Here is a 16,748-nt window from a genome sequence, read left to right as displayed (position 1 = left end):
AACCACTATGAAACTGCAGCAGTTAAGACATTTTTTATTTGTAGTAGAAGAAGGCGGCTTTCGCGCGGCCGCCAATCGTGCCAGTCGCTCGCAAGCAGCCATATCAGCATCTATAAAGGAGTTAGAGAAGACGCTGAATCAGCGTTTATTTGAAGTCGGAAATAAAGCGGTGTTGACAAGTTTTGGAGAAAGCTGTGTACCCAAAATTCAGCAGTTCCTTAGTGTTTATCAAGGATTAGAAGATGATTTACAAGCAATCGCCTCAGGGGATAAAGGAAAGATAAGGATTGCCAGCGTGCCATCATTGGTGACTAAGCTACTGCCTAGCGTCTTGGTCGCCTATTCAAAAAAATTTCCGGATATCGAAGTCGTCTTGATAGATGATAATGCGGTGGGTGTGGCAAATCGCTTGCTGACAGGAGAAGTTGATTTAGCATTAGGCAACTGTACGAGTATCAATCAAGCGGATATTGATTTTACTCCGCTCATATCAGACCCCATCGGTGTGGTCTGCCTGAAAAGCAATGAGCTAAACCGTTTATCAGAGCAGCTATCAAAGTCGTCAAAAACTGAAGTGCAAAAAGGGCTAAAATGGCAACAGCTCTTAACGCAGCCATTTATCTATAATGGCACTTGTAAGCTACTTGAAAACACACCTGCTGAAGCCCTTAATCGTAAAGCTCGCTACACGGTAGAAAACATAACCTCCCTATTCTCATTATTAAGAAATGATTTAGGTGTCACTACCCTACCGAAACTTGCCTTTCCTTCTAACGAGCCTGAGCTGGTTTGGATAAGTTTACTTGATCCCTCTTTAAACAGACAAATCGGTATATTTAAACTGGCGAATAAAACTATCTCCCCGCCAGCCCAAACTTTTTATGAGCTGTGTGTGGCATATGTTCAAGAGCACTATTTATTGTAATTGAAAAACCTATGATTTCCTCCCTACTACTCAAAGCGTCTTATCGGTCAATTTAGGGCTATATAAGCTAGTGAACTACCTAAAATCCATTTTAAAAAAAGCTGTTGACCCTGAGTACTTTGTAGGGTCAACAGCTTTTCTATTTTTAGACAAAAGTCTTAATATTGCTTATTTAATCGATTAAATTGCGCTCAATAAGGTAATTACCATACTGCTCGCGCAAGTCTTTTTTGAGCATTTTTCCAGTACCATTTAATGGAACCGCTTCTACAAAGATGACAGCATTAGGAAGCTGCCATTTTGCTACCTTACCTTCATAATGAGCGATTAGCGCCTCTTCACTTACCTGCTCGCCAACCGCCAATTGGGTAATGATAATCGGACGTTCATCCCATTTCGGATGTGTGGCGCCAATAACCGCTGCCATAGCTACCGAAGGATACGACATAGCAATATCTTCTAGCTCTACTGATGATATCCACTCACCACCCGACTTGATTAAGTCTTTGGCACGATCTCGAATTCTTAAATACCCGTCTTCGTTGATGGTTGCAATATCGCCTGTATCGAACCAACCATCGGGCTCAAGCGCTAACTCTTCACTAAAGTATTAGCCAGACGCTTACTATTACTATGTATGGGTTTCCAATCCAAATGAGTGGTACTACCATCCGTCTCACGCGAGATAATTGGGGTATCGCCATGATATTTGGCTGCACGTTCAATTAAATGACTAATCAGCAATGGACGGTGCATCATTTGTCCGAGCATACTTTCCTCCTTGAAAGTTCGTTCTGAATAGTTGGATGTTATCTCATTTAGCAAACTCATCAAAGGTTAAAAATTCAAAATGACAAGTATGTTCATAACACCCAAAAAAAGGTAATTGCCGACACCTGACCTATATAAATCAGGTGGTTTTACCAAACCACTTTTACATGAAACGTGCCGCAAGCTCCTTCATAATCTCATTGGTGCCGCCATAGATTTTTTGTACCCGTGCATCGGCATAGAGTCGAGCGATAGGATATTCCATCATATAGCCATAGCCACCAAATAATTGCACGCATTCATCCATGACGATACATTGCTTTTCAGTCACCCAATACTTAATTAATGCAGCATGTTGTACAGTAAGCTTTTTGTCTAACAACGCTTCTATAGCGGCATCACATAGCGCACTTGCGGCGATATAATGACTGTTACACTCAGCCAGTTTAAAACGAGTATTTTGAAAGCCCCAGACTGGTTTGCCAAAAGCAGTACGTTCTTTGGTATAGTCAATGGTCAAATCTAGTGCTAGTTTCATAGCGCCAATACCTGCCAATGCTACGATCAAGCGTTCCTGCGGTAACTCTTGCATCAACTGCATAAAACCCATACCTTCAACGGTACCGAGCAAATTCGTTTGCGGCACACGCATATTGCTAAAGAATAGCTCTGAGGTATCTTGTGAAGCCAAACCTAGCTTTTTCAGCTTTTTACCGCGCTCAAATCCTGGGGCATTGTCGGTTTCCACCACAATTAGCGAGACGCCTTTAGCACCCTGATCTCTATCCGTTTTACAAGCAACGATGATTAAGTTGCCTAATTGACCATTGGTAATAAAAGTCTTTGAGCCATTGATAATATAGTCATCACCATCCTTGACGGCAAAGGTTTTGATGTTTTGCAAATCAGAGCCTGTACCCGGCTCAGTCATAGCAATAGCGCCAATAAGCTCACCGGTCGCCATCTTCGGTAGCCATTTCTGCTTTTGCGCCTCTGTTCCGTGATGCAAGATATAAGGCGCTACGATTCCTGAATGCAAAAAGCCGCCAAACCCGGCTTGGTTGGCTTCTGCCTGAGCATAAATTAATGCCGCTTCATGACGAAAGTCACCGCCTGCTCCGCCATACTCTTCTGGCATAGAGGCACATAAAAAGCCCATTTCGCCAGCTTCTAACCACGCTTCGCGATCCAGCATGCCACTTTCACGCCACTTTTCGTCATGCTGCTCCCAATCTTTAAAAAGTTTTAGCGCACTCTCGTGCAGCATCTCAATCTCTTCGTCCATCCATTTCGGTTTAAAACAGGCGATAGCCATAAAACCTTCCTTGATAGTTTATTAAATTTGAGTTGGTATAAGGTTTATAAAAAACCACTATTTAGGCAAAGCACCCTTCTTACTCTTTATGATAAAAGTAAGAAGTATTTATCTTAAAAACTATATATTTATCATAGGTAATTTAAATTACCATAAATAACATCCTTATTGCTTAGCAAGACCTATTATTTGTTAAGATCACCCTTATAGTCAAGTAACAATTAAAATAATAGTCAGTTATATCGGTAATTAAAATTACCCTAAAAACTATATCTTAAGCCGCCTCATTGGCTTTTTTTCGCAGTTCATGACGCAGTATTTTACCAACCGTTGACTTGGGCAACTCGGTGATAAACTCAATGTCACGAGGACATTTATAGCCTGCCAAGCTTTCTTTACAAAACGCTTTAATCTCTTCCTCCGTGACACTAGAATCCGACTTTACCACGTAGGCTTTGACTGATTGACCTTGTGATTCACTATCAACGCCGACCACCGAACATTCAGCCACCTTGGGATGTGCTTCAATGACATTTTCGACTTCATTGGGATAAACATTAAAACCACTCACAATAATCATATCTTTTTTGCGATCGAATATTTTTACGTAGCCTTTATCATCCATAGTGCCGATATCACCTGTTTTGAGGTAACCATCAGCGGTGAAAAATCCCGCATTGTCGATATTGTGATAACTAGAGATGACATTATCGCCTTTGATACAGAGCTCTCCTACATCTCCTAACTGTAGAACGTTTCCAGCTTCATCACGGATGCTGATATCTATACCGGGTAATGGCATGCCGATGCTACCGTTAAACTCCTTATTGGTAAAAGGATTGGCGGTGCCTACGCCCATGGTCTCTGACATACCCCAACCTTCTAAGATAGGATGACCCGTTGCTTTAAGCCACTTTTTAGCCGTTTCTGGCGTCGCTGCCATACCACCAGCAACAGACAGTTTTAGCTCAGAGAAATCAATGGTTTTAAACTGAGGATGCGCCATTAACGCTTGAAATAAAGTGTTTACTGCGGGTAAAAGATGGAATGGACGCGATTTGAGTGTTTTGATAAAACCATCGATATCACGCGGATTGGTAATTAGCATCAGGTGCTGACCCAATCTGACACCTACCATAGAGATTACAAAAGCAAATATATGGTATAGAGGCAAAGCAACGATAGTATTTATTTGCTCCTTGCTAGTCACTCCATCATAAATAGGTTGAAACCAAGCCTCATACTGCATGGTTGCAATCTCTATGTTGTGATGGCTGATAATAATACCCTTAGCCTTACCTGTCGTACCACCTGTATAGGTCAACAACGCCACATCTTTAGCACCAACTTGAGGGCGGGTATAGCTCATATCTTTACCCTTTTTCAAGATGGACTTATAGGCGTAGACTTTATACTGGCTATTGGTTTTAAGCGTGTGGGCTGGAACCGATTTTTTGACATACTTGGCCGCCAAATCAACGATTTTACCTTTGACAGTGCCTAACATATCGCCGACATCGCTACACACAACGGTTTTTATACCCGTTTCCCCGACTATTTTTTCAAGCGTTGCGCAAAAAGGCGTCAAAATGAAGATGGCTTTACAATCAGAGTCATTAAGTTGGTACTCAAGCTCTCGAGCTGTGTATAGCGGGTTGACCAAGGTAATGACCATACCTGCTCGCAGTGCACCAATAACGATAGGCAGATACTGATTGACATTAGGCATCATAATGGCAATCACCGATCCTTGCTTAAGACCTAGGTTTTGTATCCAAGCGGCAACCACTTTTGATGCCTCATCAACCTGAGCGTAGGTATAAGTCACGCCCATATTGGTGATCAGCTCATCTTGAGAAAATTTTGCAAAAGAGCGCTCAAATAGCTCTAAAAGGGATTGGTTGGTCGCTGAGACATCAGCTACGACGCCTTTAGGATAATTCTCTAGCCAAACCTTTTTCATAATAAACCTTCCTTGGTTTTTTATCATTGATGGTTAACTCGATAAGCTATAGTCAGTTCAATATAATTTGGATACAAGGAAGGCGAGTAAAAGTACTATAAATAGTAGACTAAGCGAGCCTGACACCGTATCTGATTTATATAGGACTGACTATGCTTTACTGCCAACCTGGTGTCGCACTATGTTCATCTTGATGGGCAAATAAAGGATGCACGCGAGCTTCCTCCAACGTCAACACCGGAGTAACGCAAACATCTGCTGACTCAAAAATCTGCTGCCAGTAAGCAAGCGGCTGGCTGGCAAAGGTATCAGCGACCACTTGAGCTGCTTCTTGACTGTCTGTGGTATTCGGCATGACGCCCATTTGCCAGTGTTTGGTTTTGAGCTCAGGCAATTCTAAAACGTCACATAAACCTTGCCAAAACTTCAACTCTAGCGAACCTACTGCCATATAACGCTCGTCGGCTGTTTTGTATAAACGATAACAAGGCAGTAAGCCTCCTAAAAAATCATGTTGCGGCTTTGGATTTTTACCAGTGAAGCTTTTTACCAGCTTCCCAGTCGCTTTAGGCATGACCATATGCTGATATAAGCTGTGCGTCATACTGACCGCAACGTGACGACCTTTTCCGGTACGCTGTGCTGAAAATACGCCGGCCAAAAGGGCAATCACTGCCGTGTCACTACCGCCTGCCAAATCAGCAAACTGGATATTAGGCATGGCCTGTTCGCCAGCGGCAGTCTTGAGCTGGTCAAGCACGCCGCTCATCGCCATAAAGTTGATGTCGTGACCAGCTTTGTTAGCCCAATTATGTTTAATATGCGGCTTAATTTGAGAGTCGTTACTGTCGTCAGACATTCCATCAGCGACGCCATAACCCGTGATTGAAACCATGACCAGCTTTGGGTTAAGAGCATGTAAGGTTTTGGCATCTAAACCCATACCCTCAAGCACTTCAGGGCGGAAGCTGTCGATCATCACATCCGCATCTTTAAGATGCGCTTTGATAGCTTCAATACCTTTAGGGTCACGAAAGTCAACTTTCTCAATCGTCTTACCGTGATTGAGCGCGGTAAACAAATCACCCAATGCACGCGCAGGATCTCCATTTTTGGGCTCAATCTTGATAACCTCAGCACCTAAGTCTGCAAGCAGTCTAGTGGCAAAAGGTCCTGGCAGATTGCGTGTCAAATCAACGACGCGCAAACCATCTAAGCAATCTGTCATAGAGTGAGGTGAATTAGCCATCTACAAACTCCTCACCCTTTTCTGCCATATCTACTAGAATTTGAGCCGGTTCAAAACGCTCACCATACTTGCTAGCAAGCTCGCGGCTATGCTCTACAAATTTGTCGACACCTACTGAGTTGATGAACTGCAACGTACCGCCTTGGTTAGGTGCAAAACCCCAGCCAAAGATAGAGCCGATGTTGGCATCCGCCACGGTACGTACGACATTTTCCTCGAAGCATTTCGCGGTCTCATTAGCTTGAACGTATAATAAACGGTCTACCAAGTCTTGCTGCGATGGTTGCTCGTCTTTAGTTGGATATAGCTCAGTGAGCTCAGGCCATAAGCGTTTTTCAGCATTTTCAGGGTAATCATAGAAGCCTTTAGCGACCTTCTTCCCTTCACGGCCAAGCTCATTAACCATTTTTTCAACCACTGGCATTGCAGGGTGTGGCGTGAACGTTTTACCTTCAGCTTCTAGTGCCCGCTTAGCTTGTTGCATCACATGTAAGGATAGACTGAGCGATACTTCATCTTGCAGTGCCAGTGGCGGCACCGGCATGCCAGATTTCATACCGGCCACTTCGATGCTGCGCGGATGTATGCCTTCACTTAACATTGCAATACCTTCTGAGACATAAGTACCGAATACACGAGAGGTGTAAAAACCGCGGCTATCGTTAACGACGATTGGCGTCTTAGCAATTTGACCGACATAATCAAAGGCTTTGGCTAAGGTTGCATCATCCGTATCTTCACCAACGATAATCTCAACCAACGGCATCTTATCGACTGGCGAGAAGAAATGCAGGCCAATGAACTGGTTTGGACGTGTGCTCGCTTTCGCAAGTTCAGTAATAGGTAGCGTCGATGTATTTGAGGCATAAACAGCAGTTTCTGGTATCACTGCTTCAGACTTACGAGTACATTCTGCTTTAACATCTACATCTTCGAAGACCGCTTCGATAATTAAATCACAGCCTTCTAGATCATCATAAGAAACTGTCGTTTTGATTTTATCTAATAACGCTTGTTTTTTGTCCTCGTTTGAGCGACCACGGCTGATAGCCTTATCTAACAACTTAGTAGAATAATTTTTGCCTTTTTCAGCACCTTCGATCGCCGTATCTAAAAGAACCACTTCCATGCCTGCTTTGGCTGAGACATAAGCGATACCTGCCCCCATCATGCCAGCACCAAGAATACCGACCTTTTTAGTTTTATAGCGCTCAAAACCCTCAGGTCGTGATTGGCCTTTTTTGATGCTATTAAGCTGTGTCCAAAGGGTATTAATCATATTTTTGGATTCAGCTGAGAGCACACAGGCGACAAAGTAGCGTGACTCAATCTCAAGACCGGTATCGATATCAACCAAACAGCCTTCAAACACGCAAGACATAATGTGGGTGATGGCCGGATAATTGCCATGTGATTTTTGATTGGCCATCGCAGGAGCAATAGAAAATATCGGTACTATTTTAGGGTTTTTGCTATCACCACCTGGAATCTTAAAGCCTTTTTTATCCCACGGTTGCTGCGCAGTAGGATTGGCTTTGATCCAGTCTTTGGCCTGCTTTAGCATATCTGCTTGATCAGTGGCCACGGCATCAATCAGACCCATGTCTTTAGCAGCAGCTGGACGCAGCTCTTTACCTTGAGTCATGAGCTCTAATGCTACTTGAATACCAACCAAGCGCGGTAAACGCTGAGTACCACCGCCGCCCGGCAACAGACCCAACTTAACCTCAGGTAGACCCAGCTTGGTTTTAGGAGAATCAATCACTATACGATAATGACAAGCCAATGCTAGCTCTAAGCCACCGCCAAGTGCCGTTCCAGTTATGGCGGCGGCGACAGGTTTTCCTGATATTTCAAGTTTACGTAAGCTACCTTTAAGATCTTCTACTAAGTCAAATGCTTGCTCAGCGGTTTGGATACTAGCCAATTGGTCAATATCGGCACCAACGACAAAGGTTTCTTTACCAGAGGTTAAAATCAAACCTTTGGCAGACGCATCGTTGATAAAGCTATCGGTCATCTTAGCAAAGGAGTCTGTAAAACCATCACCGATGACATTCATTTTACGATCTGCTTGATCGATAATAACAGTGATAATTCCATTATCAGATTCGGCAGAAAAGTGGTTCAATGCATTGATGGCATCTACGCTATTTGTGCTCATATTAAGTCCTTCTTATATTATTGTATGTCGCTTTAATCACTAAAAACTAATGACAATCATTAAAAACCTATCAGTGCTAGACGCGCTCAATGATAGTCGCAATGCCCATACCACCGCCTACGCACAAGGTGATCATCGCTGTTTTCAAGTCGCGACGTTCTAATTCGTCAAGTACCGTCGTCATAAGCATCGCGCCTGTCGCGCCAAGGGGATGACCCATCGCGATAGCGCCACCATTGACGTTGACAATATCAAGTGAGATGCCAAAGTCGTTGGCAGTATTGAGTGGTACGGCAGCAAAGGCTTCATTAATCTCCCAAAGGTCAATATCCGAGGCTTGCATGCCAGCTTTATCAAGGGCTTTTTGACAGGCAGGCGTTGGACCCGTCAGCATGATGGCAGGTTCCGAGCCAATGACTGAAGCCATGGTGATTTTGGCACGAGGTTTTAGACCGGCCTTTTTGCCAGCAGCAGCGCTACCGACTAAACAGAGCGCAGCGCCATCAACAATGCCTGACGAGTTACCCGCGTGATGGACGTGGTTGACGTGTTCAATGGTGGTGTATCTATCTAATATAACGCTATCAAAACCCATTTTTCCCGGCATAACAAAAGAAGGATTAAGCCCAGCTAAAGTGGCTACATCTGTGTTTGGACGAATGGTTTCATCTTTGTCTAACAACAGCATGCCATTCATGTCAGTAACAGGGACGACTGATTTATCATAGTAGCCTTGTTCCCACGCCGCAGCGGCACGGCGGTGCGACTCGGTGGCAAATTCGTCGACATCAGTACGACTGAAACCTTTCAACGTCGCTATGGTATCTGCACCAACGCCTTGCGGAACAAAGTGTGTCGCCTCGTTGACGCGTGGATCCATATACCACGCACCACCATCAGAGCCCATCGGGACACGACTCATTGATTCAACGCCACCTGCGACCACCATATCCTCCATACCTGACATGACTTTGGCAGCGGCAAGATTGATCGACTCCAGACCGGACGCACAAAACCGAGATAAAGTTAAGCCTGCGACACTCTGATCCCAGCCTGCATCAATGACCGCAATACGGGCAATATCAGAACCTTGTTCGCCAACTGGAGTTACACAGCCCAGCACCACATCATCAACTAAGCTGGTGTCTAAGTGATGACGCTGCTGCATCTTCTTTAACAAGGTACGAACTAGCCAAATAGGCGGCGCTTGATAAAGCGAACCACCTTTTTTTCCTTTGCCACGTGGTGTGCGAAGTGACTCATAAATGTAGGCAGTCTCAGTCATAAAAAATCCCTTTTTGCAGATGATAAATAGAGTTGGAAAATAACAGCTATATTGTATTTATAAAAAAATGGTAATAAATATTACCTTTATATAAAATACTTATAATCTAATTAAACATTAATACATATGGCTATTATATTAGAAAATTAATACAACTTGTGCAATCAATTATTTTATAATGGTAATATATATTATCTTTATTGATTTACGATAAACTCTAAAACCATCCAAAAGCTACTACCATAAAGGAACCATAAGCTATGAAAACCACTCGCTCAAAGCCAAAACTCAGTGCTGATGCTGACTCTAATCATAGAGTTAGCAAGACTCATGCTAAGACTAATAGTAAAACCAATAGTACCGTTGCCAAAAAAGAGGCTCAGAGTAAGCCCTCATCCTTGACTCCTTTATCCGATATGCGACCCGCTACTTTAGACAAAATAGAAAAAGCGGTGCGCCAGTTATTTGCAGGTCATGATGCAAGCGATATCACTATGATACAGATTGCCAATGCGGCAAACGTGTCGCTGCAAACGCTCTATAAGTATTTTGGTGATAAACAAACGGTGCTCTACACTATTATGGACTTGGTGCTGGGAAGGTTGGCGGCGAGAATGATGGATCACCTACAAGGTATTGACAGTGTGGAGGATCGCTTACGCAAGACATTGTGGGTATGTCTTGATTTTGTAGATACTCAGCCTGACGCTGTGATGGTGCTATCTAAAGTATCGATAGCGCGTTTTCATAACATTGCTATTTATAAGAATAAAGAGCTTATTAACGCGTTTTTGAGTGTATTAGAAGATGGTCAAAAGCGAGGAGTACTCGTTGATACGGTACCACTACATATTTTATTTGATGTGTTTATGGGGTTTGTCAGTCGACTTGGCATTATGCAGAATATTCGTCAAGCAGATACGCCGCTAAATGCAAATTTTGATGCCCTATTTGATATGTTGTGGCGCTCGATGTCTAAGCCTGAGGGATGCGTATCTTAAAGTAGCATACAAGTTGCTGAGGGCATTGCTCATAATAAAAGCTTAGTGAACCTCTTGTTAAAGTAGCTTCAAATTTCAAAGTATACAACTGAATCCTAAGTATTTAATTGGTATGGATTTTAATATCCATAAGTCCTCTGCCAATCGCTTTTATGAGAAATGGCTGCATTGGCCGATGAAGGGATGGCTTGAGCAATTTTCAAATATGGGACTTATTCGTTGGACAGCAGAACAGACAGTTCCGATAGTTATATTACGAGAGCCGAGTGCTTATGAGATAAACCAAGCGCACTAGGGCGTGTCATTACACCATTCACAAAACGTACGATTAGCCGTGTCAAACTCGTTTAGTCTATAGTGCGTAGCACTTGCACACATTTTCCTTGCTACTCTAATTTTGTGAATGGTATTACATCATAACTCTAACCGACGCAATCTAAGCGCATTACCAATCACCGACACTGACGATAAGCTCATCGCAGCTGCGGCGATCATTGGACTTAGCAATAGCCCAAAAGCTGGATACAATACGCCCGCGGCAATCGGTATACCAATAGCGTTATAGATAAAGGCAAAAAACAAGTTTTGTCTGATATTACGCATGGTTGAATGGCTAAGCTTATAGGCTTTAGCAATGCCCATTAGATCGCCCTTGACTAGAGTAATACTGGCACTCTCCATCGCTACATCAGTACCAGTACCCATAGCGATACCGACATTAGCCTGCGCTAGTGCAGGCGCGTCATTAATACCGTCTCCTGCCATAGCTACCAATTGACCGTTATCTTGCATCTCTTTGACGATGCGGTTTTTATCCTCGGGTGAGACGTCAGCGTGTACTTCGTCAATGCCTAATTTATTGGCGACGGCCGCTGCAGTTTTTTCGTTGTCACCGGTTAACATGACAACTTTTAATCCGGCGTCATGTAGCAATTTTATGGCATCGGCAGTGCTGGGCTTGATCGGATCAGCGACTGAAACCAGACCAGCGGCTTTACCATCTATCGCCACAAACATCACCGTTTCGCCTTCTTTTCTGCGAATATCGGCTTTGCCTGATAGCTCTTTATCGAAACTATTTAAGCTCTGCATCAGTTTTGAGTTACCGATAGCGACTTGCTTGCCATTGACTATGGCTTGTACACCTTCACCAGTTGTTGAATTGAAATCACTGGCTTTAGGAATAGTAAGCGATTTGTCCTCAGCAGCTCTAACGATAGCTTCTGCTAAAGGATGCTCGCTAGCGCTTTCTACAGCGGCTACGAGCGCTAAAAACTCATTTTCATCTTGGTCTGCCAGCGCATCGATTGCCGTTAATTCAGGCTTGCCAGCAGTCAGCGTTCCGGTTTTGTCAACGACAATGGTATCGACTTTTTCCATACTCTCTAACGCTTCAGCGTTTTTGATAAGCACGCCATTTTGTGCGCCTTTACCGGTACCAACCATAATAGACATGGGGGTTGCTAGACCGAGCGCACAAGGGCAAGCTATGATGAGTACCGCGATAGCGTTAACGATGGCAAAAGCCATGGCGGGAGAAGGTCCAAAAATAGCCCAAACAATAAAAGTGATGACTGAACAGATAAGCACAATCGGCACGAACCAACCCGCTACTTGATCGACTATTTTTTGTATTGGCGCACGACTACGCTGAGCCTCACTAACCATTTGTACGATTTTGGATAATACGGTATCGTCACCGACATTGACCGCTTCGATTAATAAAGTGCCAGTACCATTGACGGTGCCCCCAGTAACGGCATCGCCTGTCACTTTAGCGACAGCAAGCGGCTCACCAGTGACCATCGATTCATCAACATTACTATTACCCTCAATAACGGTGCCATCTACGGGGAGCTTTTCACCTGGTTTGACGCGCAGCTTATCGCCACTGATGACTTCCTCTAAAGCAACTTCTTCCTCAGCGCCCTCAGCGTTTACTCGCCTCGCGGTCGGTGGAGCTAGCTCAAGTAACGCTCGAATCGCGCCTGACGTTTGGCTTCTAGCCTTTAATTCTAAAACTTGGCCCAATAGGACTAAGGTAGTAATAACGGCGGCCGCTTCGTAATAAACACCGACTTGACCAGCCGAGTCTCTAAAGCTGTCGGGGAAGATATCTGGGAAGAAAGTGGCCACTAGACTGAAACCGAACGCGGCACCTACGCCCAAGGAGATTAAGGTAAACATATTTAGATTACGGCTTTTTATCGATTGCCAACCGCGAACAAAGAACGGCGCTGCACCCCAAACGACAACGGGGGTTGCTAAGGCTAATTGTATCCACTGCGCGACTTGTGAAGAGATAGCAAATTGACCAATGCTATCTAAATTTATCCCGACCATATCGCTCATGGCGTACAAGAAAAGCGGGATAGTGAGTACGGTACAGATCCAAAAACGACGGGTCATATCGTCAAGCTCTGAGGTATCTTCTTCACCGACAGTGAGCGTTTCGGGCTCTAACGCCATACCGCATATTGGACAGCCACTATTCTCGACATCTCTGACCTCAGGATGCATGGGACAGGTGTAGACTGTGCCCTCATAATCATCTGGCACTTTGTCGTATTTGCCACCTTTGACGGATTTTACATCAGTATTATTGGTATTGGTTGAATCAGTGCTATGACATTGTGCTTGTTTGTCTTCATTATCGCTTGAGTCAGCAACCTCATCTTCAGGTTTAAGAAACATCCCACATATTGGACAATCACTCGCTTCGATATCTCTGACTTCAGGATGCATGGGGCAAATAAAGACTGTACCGTTGTAATGCTCAGGTACTTTATCGTACTTGCCGCCTTCGATAGGTTTTTCATTGTCAATAGGTTTCATAGAATTACTCCTTGAAGACAATAAGCCATAACAATGACTAAAAGTTTTGGTGCTGTTCTAACAAGCATGCTGACATCGGTCATCACCATAATGGATATAAAAGAATAGCACATCAAATATATTAATGTGATGGTCGATTTTTATCGATATAGTGAATTTACTTTAGAATGCAATATCTGTTCAATGTCCTTTATATTCAAGCCTATAAATTTGATTTATCCGATATTAAACATTATAGTTACTCTAATGTTTTAGATTCTAGAGATTGTTATGCCAATCAAAATTGGTGAGCTTGCTAAACGCACAGGCGCCACAGTAGAAACCATTCGCTATTATGAAAAAGAGCAGTTGTTACCAGCGCCTTCACGCAGCGCAGGCAATTATCGTTTATATAGCGAAACGCATATGGCACGACTACAATTCATCCTACACTGCCGTACATTGGACATGACGTTGGATGAAGTTCGAACCTTACTACAGTATTGGGATGAGCCTGACAGAGAGTGTGGTGATGTCAATAACTTGTTGGATGAGCATATTCACGCTGTGGAAATACGGATGAAGGAGTTGACACAGTTAAAGCAACATTTAATAGCTTTACGGCAGAAATGTATAAACGAGGCCTCAGCCGAGTCATGTGGAATATTAAACAGCCTTGCAGATAACTCTTGTCATAAGTAGTTATATCAGCGATCCCAATACTTGAATGTTCAACAGATTCAAAAAATAGTGGGGATATTTGAGATGATGGTTATTTTAGAAGGGAATAAGCGCCCAAATCAGGAACTTAACGTCACTGAAAAGGAAGAGGTCTAGTTGATTCACTTTAAAAACGATACAGTGCTGCTGGAGTAAATTTTTTGCAGCCTCTGTCACGCTTGCGAGCAGCAAGCAAGCAGGAAAAATTTATAACAGTAGCACGTGGCTTATTACTTCTGGGCTTTCTGACAATCGTATCGATTTTATTTAGAATTGCCTATAACAAGTGGTTTTTTTAAGCCAAAGATTTAACTGCTGGCGGTATAGGATAAATTTTGTCATAAATCAAGTTATAGATAAAAGCATATACCAGATAAAAAGTAGCCATAGTAATGTCCATTTTAAAGGCTTCCCAAAGGCTCATATGCAAGTACCAAGCAATAAATGGTAACAGTAAGCATAGCAGTCCTGCTTCGAACAACAACGCATGTAATACTCGTAGCGAGATTGTTTTATGGCTGTCTCCACGTAGTTTCAATAAGGCATGATCAAACAACAAATTATAAATATAGTTCCAAATGGTCGCAGTGACAGAGCCTACCACGGCGATAGTGCCCATCAATTGCATCTCAAATCCAAACACCCAACTTGCTAAAGGGGCAAAAGTTAATAAACCTATTATTTGAAAGGCTAAAGTATGGCGAATCCGATCCTTCATAGTGCGCATGATACTTCCTAATAATTGTAAAAAACCACACCCTAAAACACTCTCTTTGGTTATCAAATTGGTTATTAAGAGGATATTTAATAGAGACGCTGTTATCAGGGTCTGTTGAACATTCAAATATTAGTGTTCGCTATCCCGATGATCCCTATTGTCATTACTAAAAACTGTCATTACTAAAATAGGTATAAAGACATTAAAGGTGCAGTGTCCTACACAATGTATGCAATGGCGTTATAACAAAACCATTCAGCTTATGGCTAAAGAATTCATAACAGAAAATTATCACTTAAGTTACGTTGCTACTATGACTATTGATATCCTTACATGGTGGTATATAGATAGCTAAAAGAGGTATATGCATCACTTGTGATTTAGTTATGGGGTTTCTCAAATATAAAAACCTTCTATGCTATACAGAAATAACGTAGAAGGTTTTGGCTGGTTGGCTGTCTTATTAGCTAGCAAGCTTAAGCTTATTTGCACTACTCATAAGTGCGTTAAGGTTTTTTTCAAGCTTACCTTTTTCCATTTTATTTTTCGCGATAGCCTTAATACTCTCATCTGCTGCCTGCTTATTGCCTTCAGCGACTGCCTGCTTCAATGCTAAGTGCTCACGTATAATGGCGACTCGCAAAGGCTCAATTTTATTAATAATACGGTTGATAGACTGATGCAAGTCTGACTGTTTATAACGTTCCTTCACTTTAGAGGATTTATATAAGACGCTATTTTTATCCCCTTTTGCGCTTGCGAGCTTCTCTAAATATTCAGCAGCTATCTTGTCCGCATACTCATTTTGAACACCAATCTCTAAAACCTGCTCTTCTAAAACGATACCCAACTGTTCCAATTCGCTATTTTTAATTGCACTTTCTGACATTTTCAGCATTCCCTTGTAGATGACTCACGCATATTTAATTGGCCACATATTATGCGTGCATCTTAACCTAAGAGTACAAGTGTACACAATAGCCATTTAGCCCTTTTAACATAACGGTATAAAAGACGCAGGAAAAACCACCACGTCATCTTCTTCTTGCCATGGCTGAAACTTAGTCATAGCCTGCAAAAAGATGGGATGCTCAAGCCAATTTTGTAGCCATGATTGTAGTTTTGGATATGGTAAACTGTAAAATACCTCACGATCCACATGGGCAAATTGGCGAACAAAAGGCATAATGCCAATATCGGCAATGCTTGCACTGTCTCCCAGTAGATAAGCTTTTTTAGTGAGCATCGCTTCTAAAACCTGTAAAAATTCTTCACCCTGTTGGCGATATTCTGTCTGGGTCATTTCAAGATGGCGGTCGGCATATTTATAACGATCCAGCCAATATTTAAACTCGTTGTCGTTTTGCTCGATTAAAGCATTTGCCTGAGGCAAAGTCTCTGAGTCTAACAGCCCTTGCGGGTCTTGCTGTTCAAGCGCCCACAGCATTATCTCTCGACTCTCTTCAATCACAGTCCCATCAATACGCTGTAATACAGGTACGGTGCCTTTCGGACTAATGGCCAGCATTTGGGCTGGTTTGTTTTTAAGGACTATCTCTCGCAGCTCTACTTGCAATCCAGCAAACAAAAGACCAAGCCGCGCGCGCATGGCATAGGGACAGCGACGAAAAGAATATAAGTAAGGAAGTGAAACAGTCATAGATATTTTTCGCAGTCAAAGCGAGATCAGTAGGCTCATAGTCACAGACTCTAGGATACTTTTTATCAGATTCGTCCTAGTGGTTGTTTGGTTTTCTATTGATCTCTATTAGGGCGTGTTGAACATTGGCGACAAATTGATGGCAAAAAAAATAGCGAACGGT

The 16,748-nt window shown here is 42.9% G+C and carries 14 protein-coding genes and 1 pseudogene; 4 read left to right on the top strand and 11 right to left on the bottom strand.

What is annotated here, in order from left to right:
- Positions 1–7: 7 nt before the first annotated feature.
- Positions 8–925 carry a LysR family transcriptional regulator gene (locus EI161_RS04620; RefSeq protein WP_192529094.1) on the top strand — a complete coding sequence of 306 codons (918 nt, stop codon included), beginning with the start codon at positions 8–10 and terminating at the stop codon, positions 923–925.
- A 172-nt stretch (positions 926–1,097) separates the two neighbouring features.
- Here EI161_RS04620 and EI161_RS04615 read toward each other — a convergent pair.
- The 7 genes and pseudogenes from EI161_RS04615 to EI161_RS04585 form a co-directional block, all read right to left on the bottom strand.
- Positions 1,098–1,535 (bottom strand): annotated as a pseudogene (locus EI161_RS04615) (AMP-binding enzyme); the annotation flags it as partial.
- Positions 1,517–1,696 carry a hypothetical protein gene (locus tag EI161_RS04610; protein WP_192529093.1) on the bottom strand — a complete coding sequence of 60 codons (180 nt, stop codon included), beginning with the start codon at positions 1,694–1,696 and terminating at the stop codon, positions 1,517–1,519. The gene EI161_RS04610 and the pseudogene EI161_RS04615, both read right to left, overlap by 19 nt.
- 163 nt (positions 1,697–1,859) lie before the next feature.
- Entirely contained in the window at positions 1,860–3,011 is a 1,152-nt protein-coding gene (locus EI161_RS04605; RefSeq protein ID WP_192529092.1) for an acyl-CoA dehydrogenase family protein, read from the bottom strand.
- Positions 3,012–3,285: 274 nt separating this feature from the next.
- The gene (locus tag EI161_RS04600) at positions 3,286–4,974 is read right to left on the bottom strand and encodes an AMP-binding protein (protein ID WP_192529091.1); all 1,689 of its coding nucleotides are present in this window, start codon (positions 4,972–4,974) and stop codon (positions 3,286–3,288) included.
- Positions 4,975–5,131: 157 nt separating this feature from the next.
- Complete coding sequence (locus tag EI161_RS04595; RefSeq protein ID WP_192529090.1) at positions 5,132–6,223, bottom strand: CaiB/BaiF CoA transferase family protein; 1,092 nt, start codon at positions 6,221–6,223, stop codon at positions 5,132–5,134.
- Positions 6,216–8,387, bottom strand: coding sequence for a 3-hydroxyacyl-CoA dehydrogenase NAD-binding domain-containing protein (locus EI161_RS04590; protein ID WP_192529089.1), 2,172 nt, complete (start codon positions 8,385–8,387; stop codon positions 6,216–6,218). The genes EI161_RS04595 and EI161_RS04590 overlap by 8 nt, the downstream gene beginning before the upstream one ends.
- Positions 8,388–8,463: 76 nt before the next feature.
- Positions 8,464–9,672, bottom strand: a complete 1,209-nt coding sequence (locus EI161_RS04585) for an acetyl-CoA C-acetyltransferase (RefSeq protein ID WP_192529088.1) — start codon at positions 9,670–9,672, stop codon at positions 8,464–8,466.
- Positions 9,673–9,932: 260 nt separating this feature from the next.
- Between EI161_RS04585 and EI161_RS04580 the strand changes: the two genes are divergently transcribed.
- Complete coding sequence (locus EI161_RS04580; protein ID WP_192529087.1) at positions 9,933–10,673, top strand: TetR/AcrR family transcriptional regulator; 741 nt, start codon at positions 9,933–9,935, stop codon at positions 10,671–10,673.
- Positions 10,674–10,785: 112 nt separating this feature from the next.
- Positions 10,786–10,968, top strand: coding sequence for a hypothetical protein (locus EI161_RS04575; protein ID WP_192529086.1), 183 nt, complete (start codon positions 10,786–10,788; stop codon positions 10,966–10,968).
- A gap of 119 nt (positions 10,969–11,087) precedes the next feature.
- On the opposite strand, the gene EI161_RS04570 is transcribed toward EI161_RS04575, so the two are convergent.
- A complete protein-coding gene (locus tag EI161_RS04570) occupies positions 11,088–13,508 on the bottom strand; it encodes a copper-transporting P-type ATPase (protein ID WP_225735224.1) in 2,421 nt (806 codons plus the stop codon).
- Positions 13,509–13,778: 270 nt separating this feature from the next.
- On the opposite strand from EI161_RS04570, the gene cadR reads away from it, so the two are divergent.
- Positions 13,779–14,189 (top strand): Cd(II)/Pb(II)-responsive transcriptional regulator, encoded by a 411-nt coding sequence (gene cadR / locus EI161_RS04565; protein WP_225735223.1) that lies wholly within the window; start codon positions 13,779–13,781, stop codon positions 14,187–14,189.
- 313 nt (positions 14,190–14,502) lie between these two features.
- Here cadR and EI161_RS04560 read toward each other — a convergent pair whose 3' ends face one another.
- The 3 genes from EI161_RS04560 to EI161_RS04550 all read right to left on the bottom strand — a co-directional run bounded on the left by EI161_RS04560 (position 14,503) and on the right by EI161_RS04550 (position 16,585).
- Complete coding sequence (locus EI161_RS04560; protein ID WP_192529085.1) at positions 14,503–14,934, bottom strand: PACE efflux transporter; 432 nt, start codon at positions 14,932–14,934, stop codon at positions 14,503–14,505.
- A gap of 454 nt (positions 14,935–15,388) precedes the next feature.
- Positions 15,389–15,814: a hypothetical protein gene (locus tag EI161_RS04555; RefSeq protein WP_192529084.1), complete on the bottom strand. Its 426-nt coding sequence runs from the start codon at positions 15,812–15,814 to the stop codon at positions 15,389–15,391.
- A gap of 105 nt (positions 15,815–15,919) precedes the next feature.
- On the bottom strand, positions 15,920–16,585 hold the full coding sequence (locus tag EI161_RS04550) for a glutathione S-transferase (RefSeq protein ID WP_192529083.1): 666 nt from the start codon (positions 16,583–16,585) through the stop codon (positions 15,920–15,922).
- Positions 16,586–16,748 lie beyond the last annotated feature (163 nt).

Origin of the sequence: Psychrobacter sp. FME5, from assembly GCF_014861375.1 — a bacterium.
Classification (GTDB): domain Bacteria; phylum Pseudomonadota; class Gammaproteobacteria; order Pseudomonadales; family Moraxellaceae; genus Psychrobacter.
This window is presented reverse-complemented; position numbering and strand designations above follow the sequence as displayed.

Bases quoted from the DNA above. Each gene is read 5' to 3' on its own strand.
- EI161_RS04590 (WP_192529089.1), bottom strand. From the start codon at position 8,387: ATGAGCACAAATAGCGTAGATGCCATCAATGCATTGAACCACTTTTCT.
- EI161_RS04605 (WP_192529092.1), bottom strand. From the start codon at position 3,011: ATGGCTATCGCCTGTTTTAAACCGAAATGGATGGACGAAGAGATTGAG.
- EI161_RS04595 (WP_192529090.1), bottom strand. From the start codon at position 6,223: ATGGCTAATTCACCTCACTCTATGACAGATTGCTTAGATGGTTTGCGC.
- EI161_RS04580 (WP_192529087.1), top strand. From the start codon at position 9,933: ATGAAAACCACTCGCTCAAAGCCAAAACTCAGTGCTGATGCTGACTCT.
- EI161_RS04575 (WP_192529086.1), top strand. From the start codon at position 10,786: ATGGATTTTAATATCCATAAGTCCTCTGCCAATCGCTTTTATGAGAAA.
- EI161_RS04570 (WP_225735224.1), bottom strand. From the start codon at position 13,508: ATGAAACCTATTGACAATGAAAAACCTATCGAAGGCGGCAAGTACGAT.
- EI161_RS04620 (WP_192529094.1), top strand. From the start codon at position 8: ATGAAACTGCAGCAGTTAAGACATTTTTTATTTGTAGTAGAAGAAGGC.
- cadR (WP_225735223.1), top strand. From the start codon at position 13,779: ATGCCAATCAAAATTGGTGAGCTTGCTAAACGCACAGGCGCCACAGTA.
- EI161_RS04555 (WP_192529084.1), bottom strand. From the start codon at position 15,814: ATGTCAGAAAGTGCAATTAAAAATAGCGAATTGGAACAGTTGGGTATC.
- EI161_RS04585 (WP_192529088.1), bottom strand. From the start codon at position 9,672: ATGACTGAGACTGCCTACATTTATGAGTCACTTCGCACACCACGTGGC.
- EI161_RS04610 (WP_192529093.1), bottom strand. From the start codon at position 1,696: ATGCTCGGACAAATGATGCACCGTCCATTGCTGATTAGTCATTTAATT.
- EI161_RS04560 (WP_192529085.1), bottom strand. From the start codon at position 14,934: ATGCGCACTATGAAGGATCGGATTCGCCATACTTTAGCCTTTCAAATA.
- EI161_RS04550 (WP_192529083.1), bottom strand. From the start codon at position 16,585: ATGACTGTTTCACTTCCTTACTTATATTCTTTTCGTCGCTGTCCCTAT.
- EI161_RS04600 (WP_192529091.1), bottom strand. From the start codon at position 4,974: ATGAAAAAGGTTTGGCTAGAGAATTATCCTAAAGGCGTCGTAGCTGAT.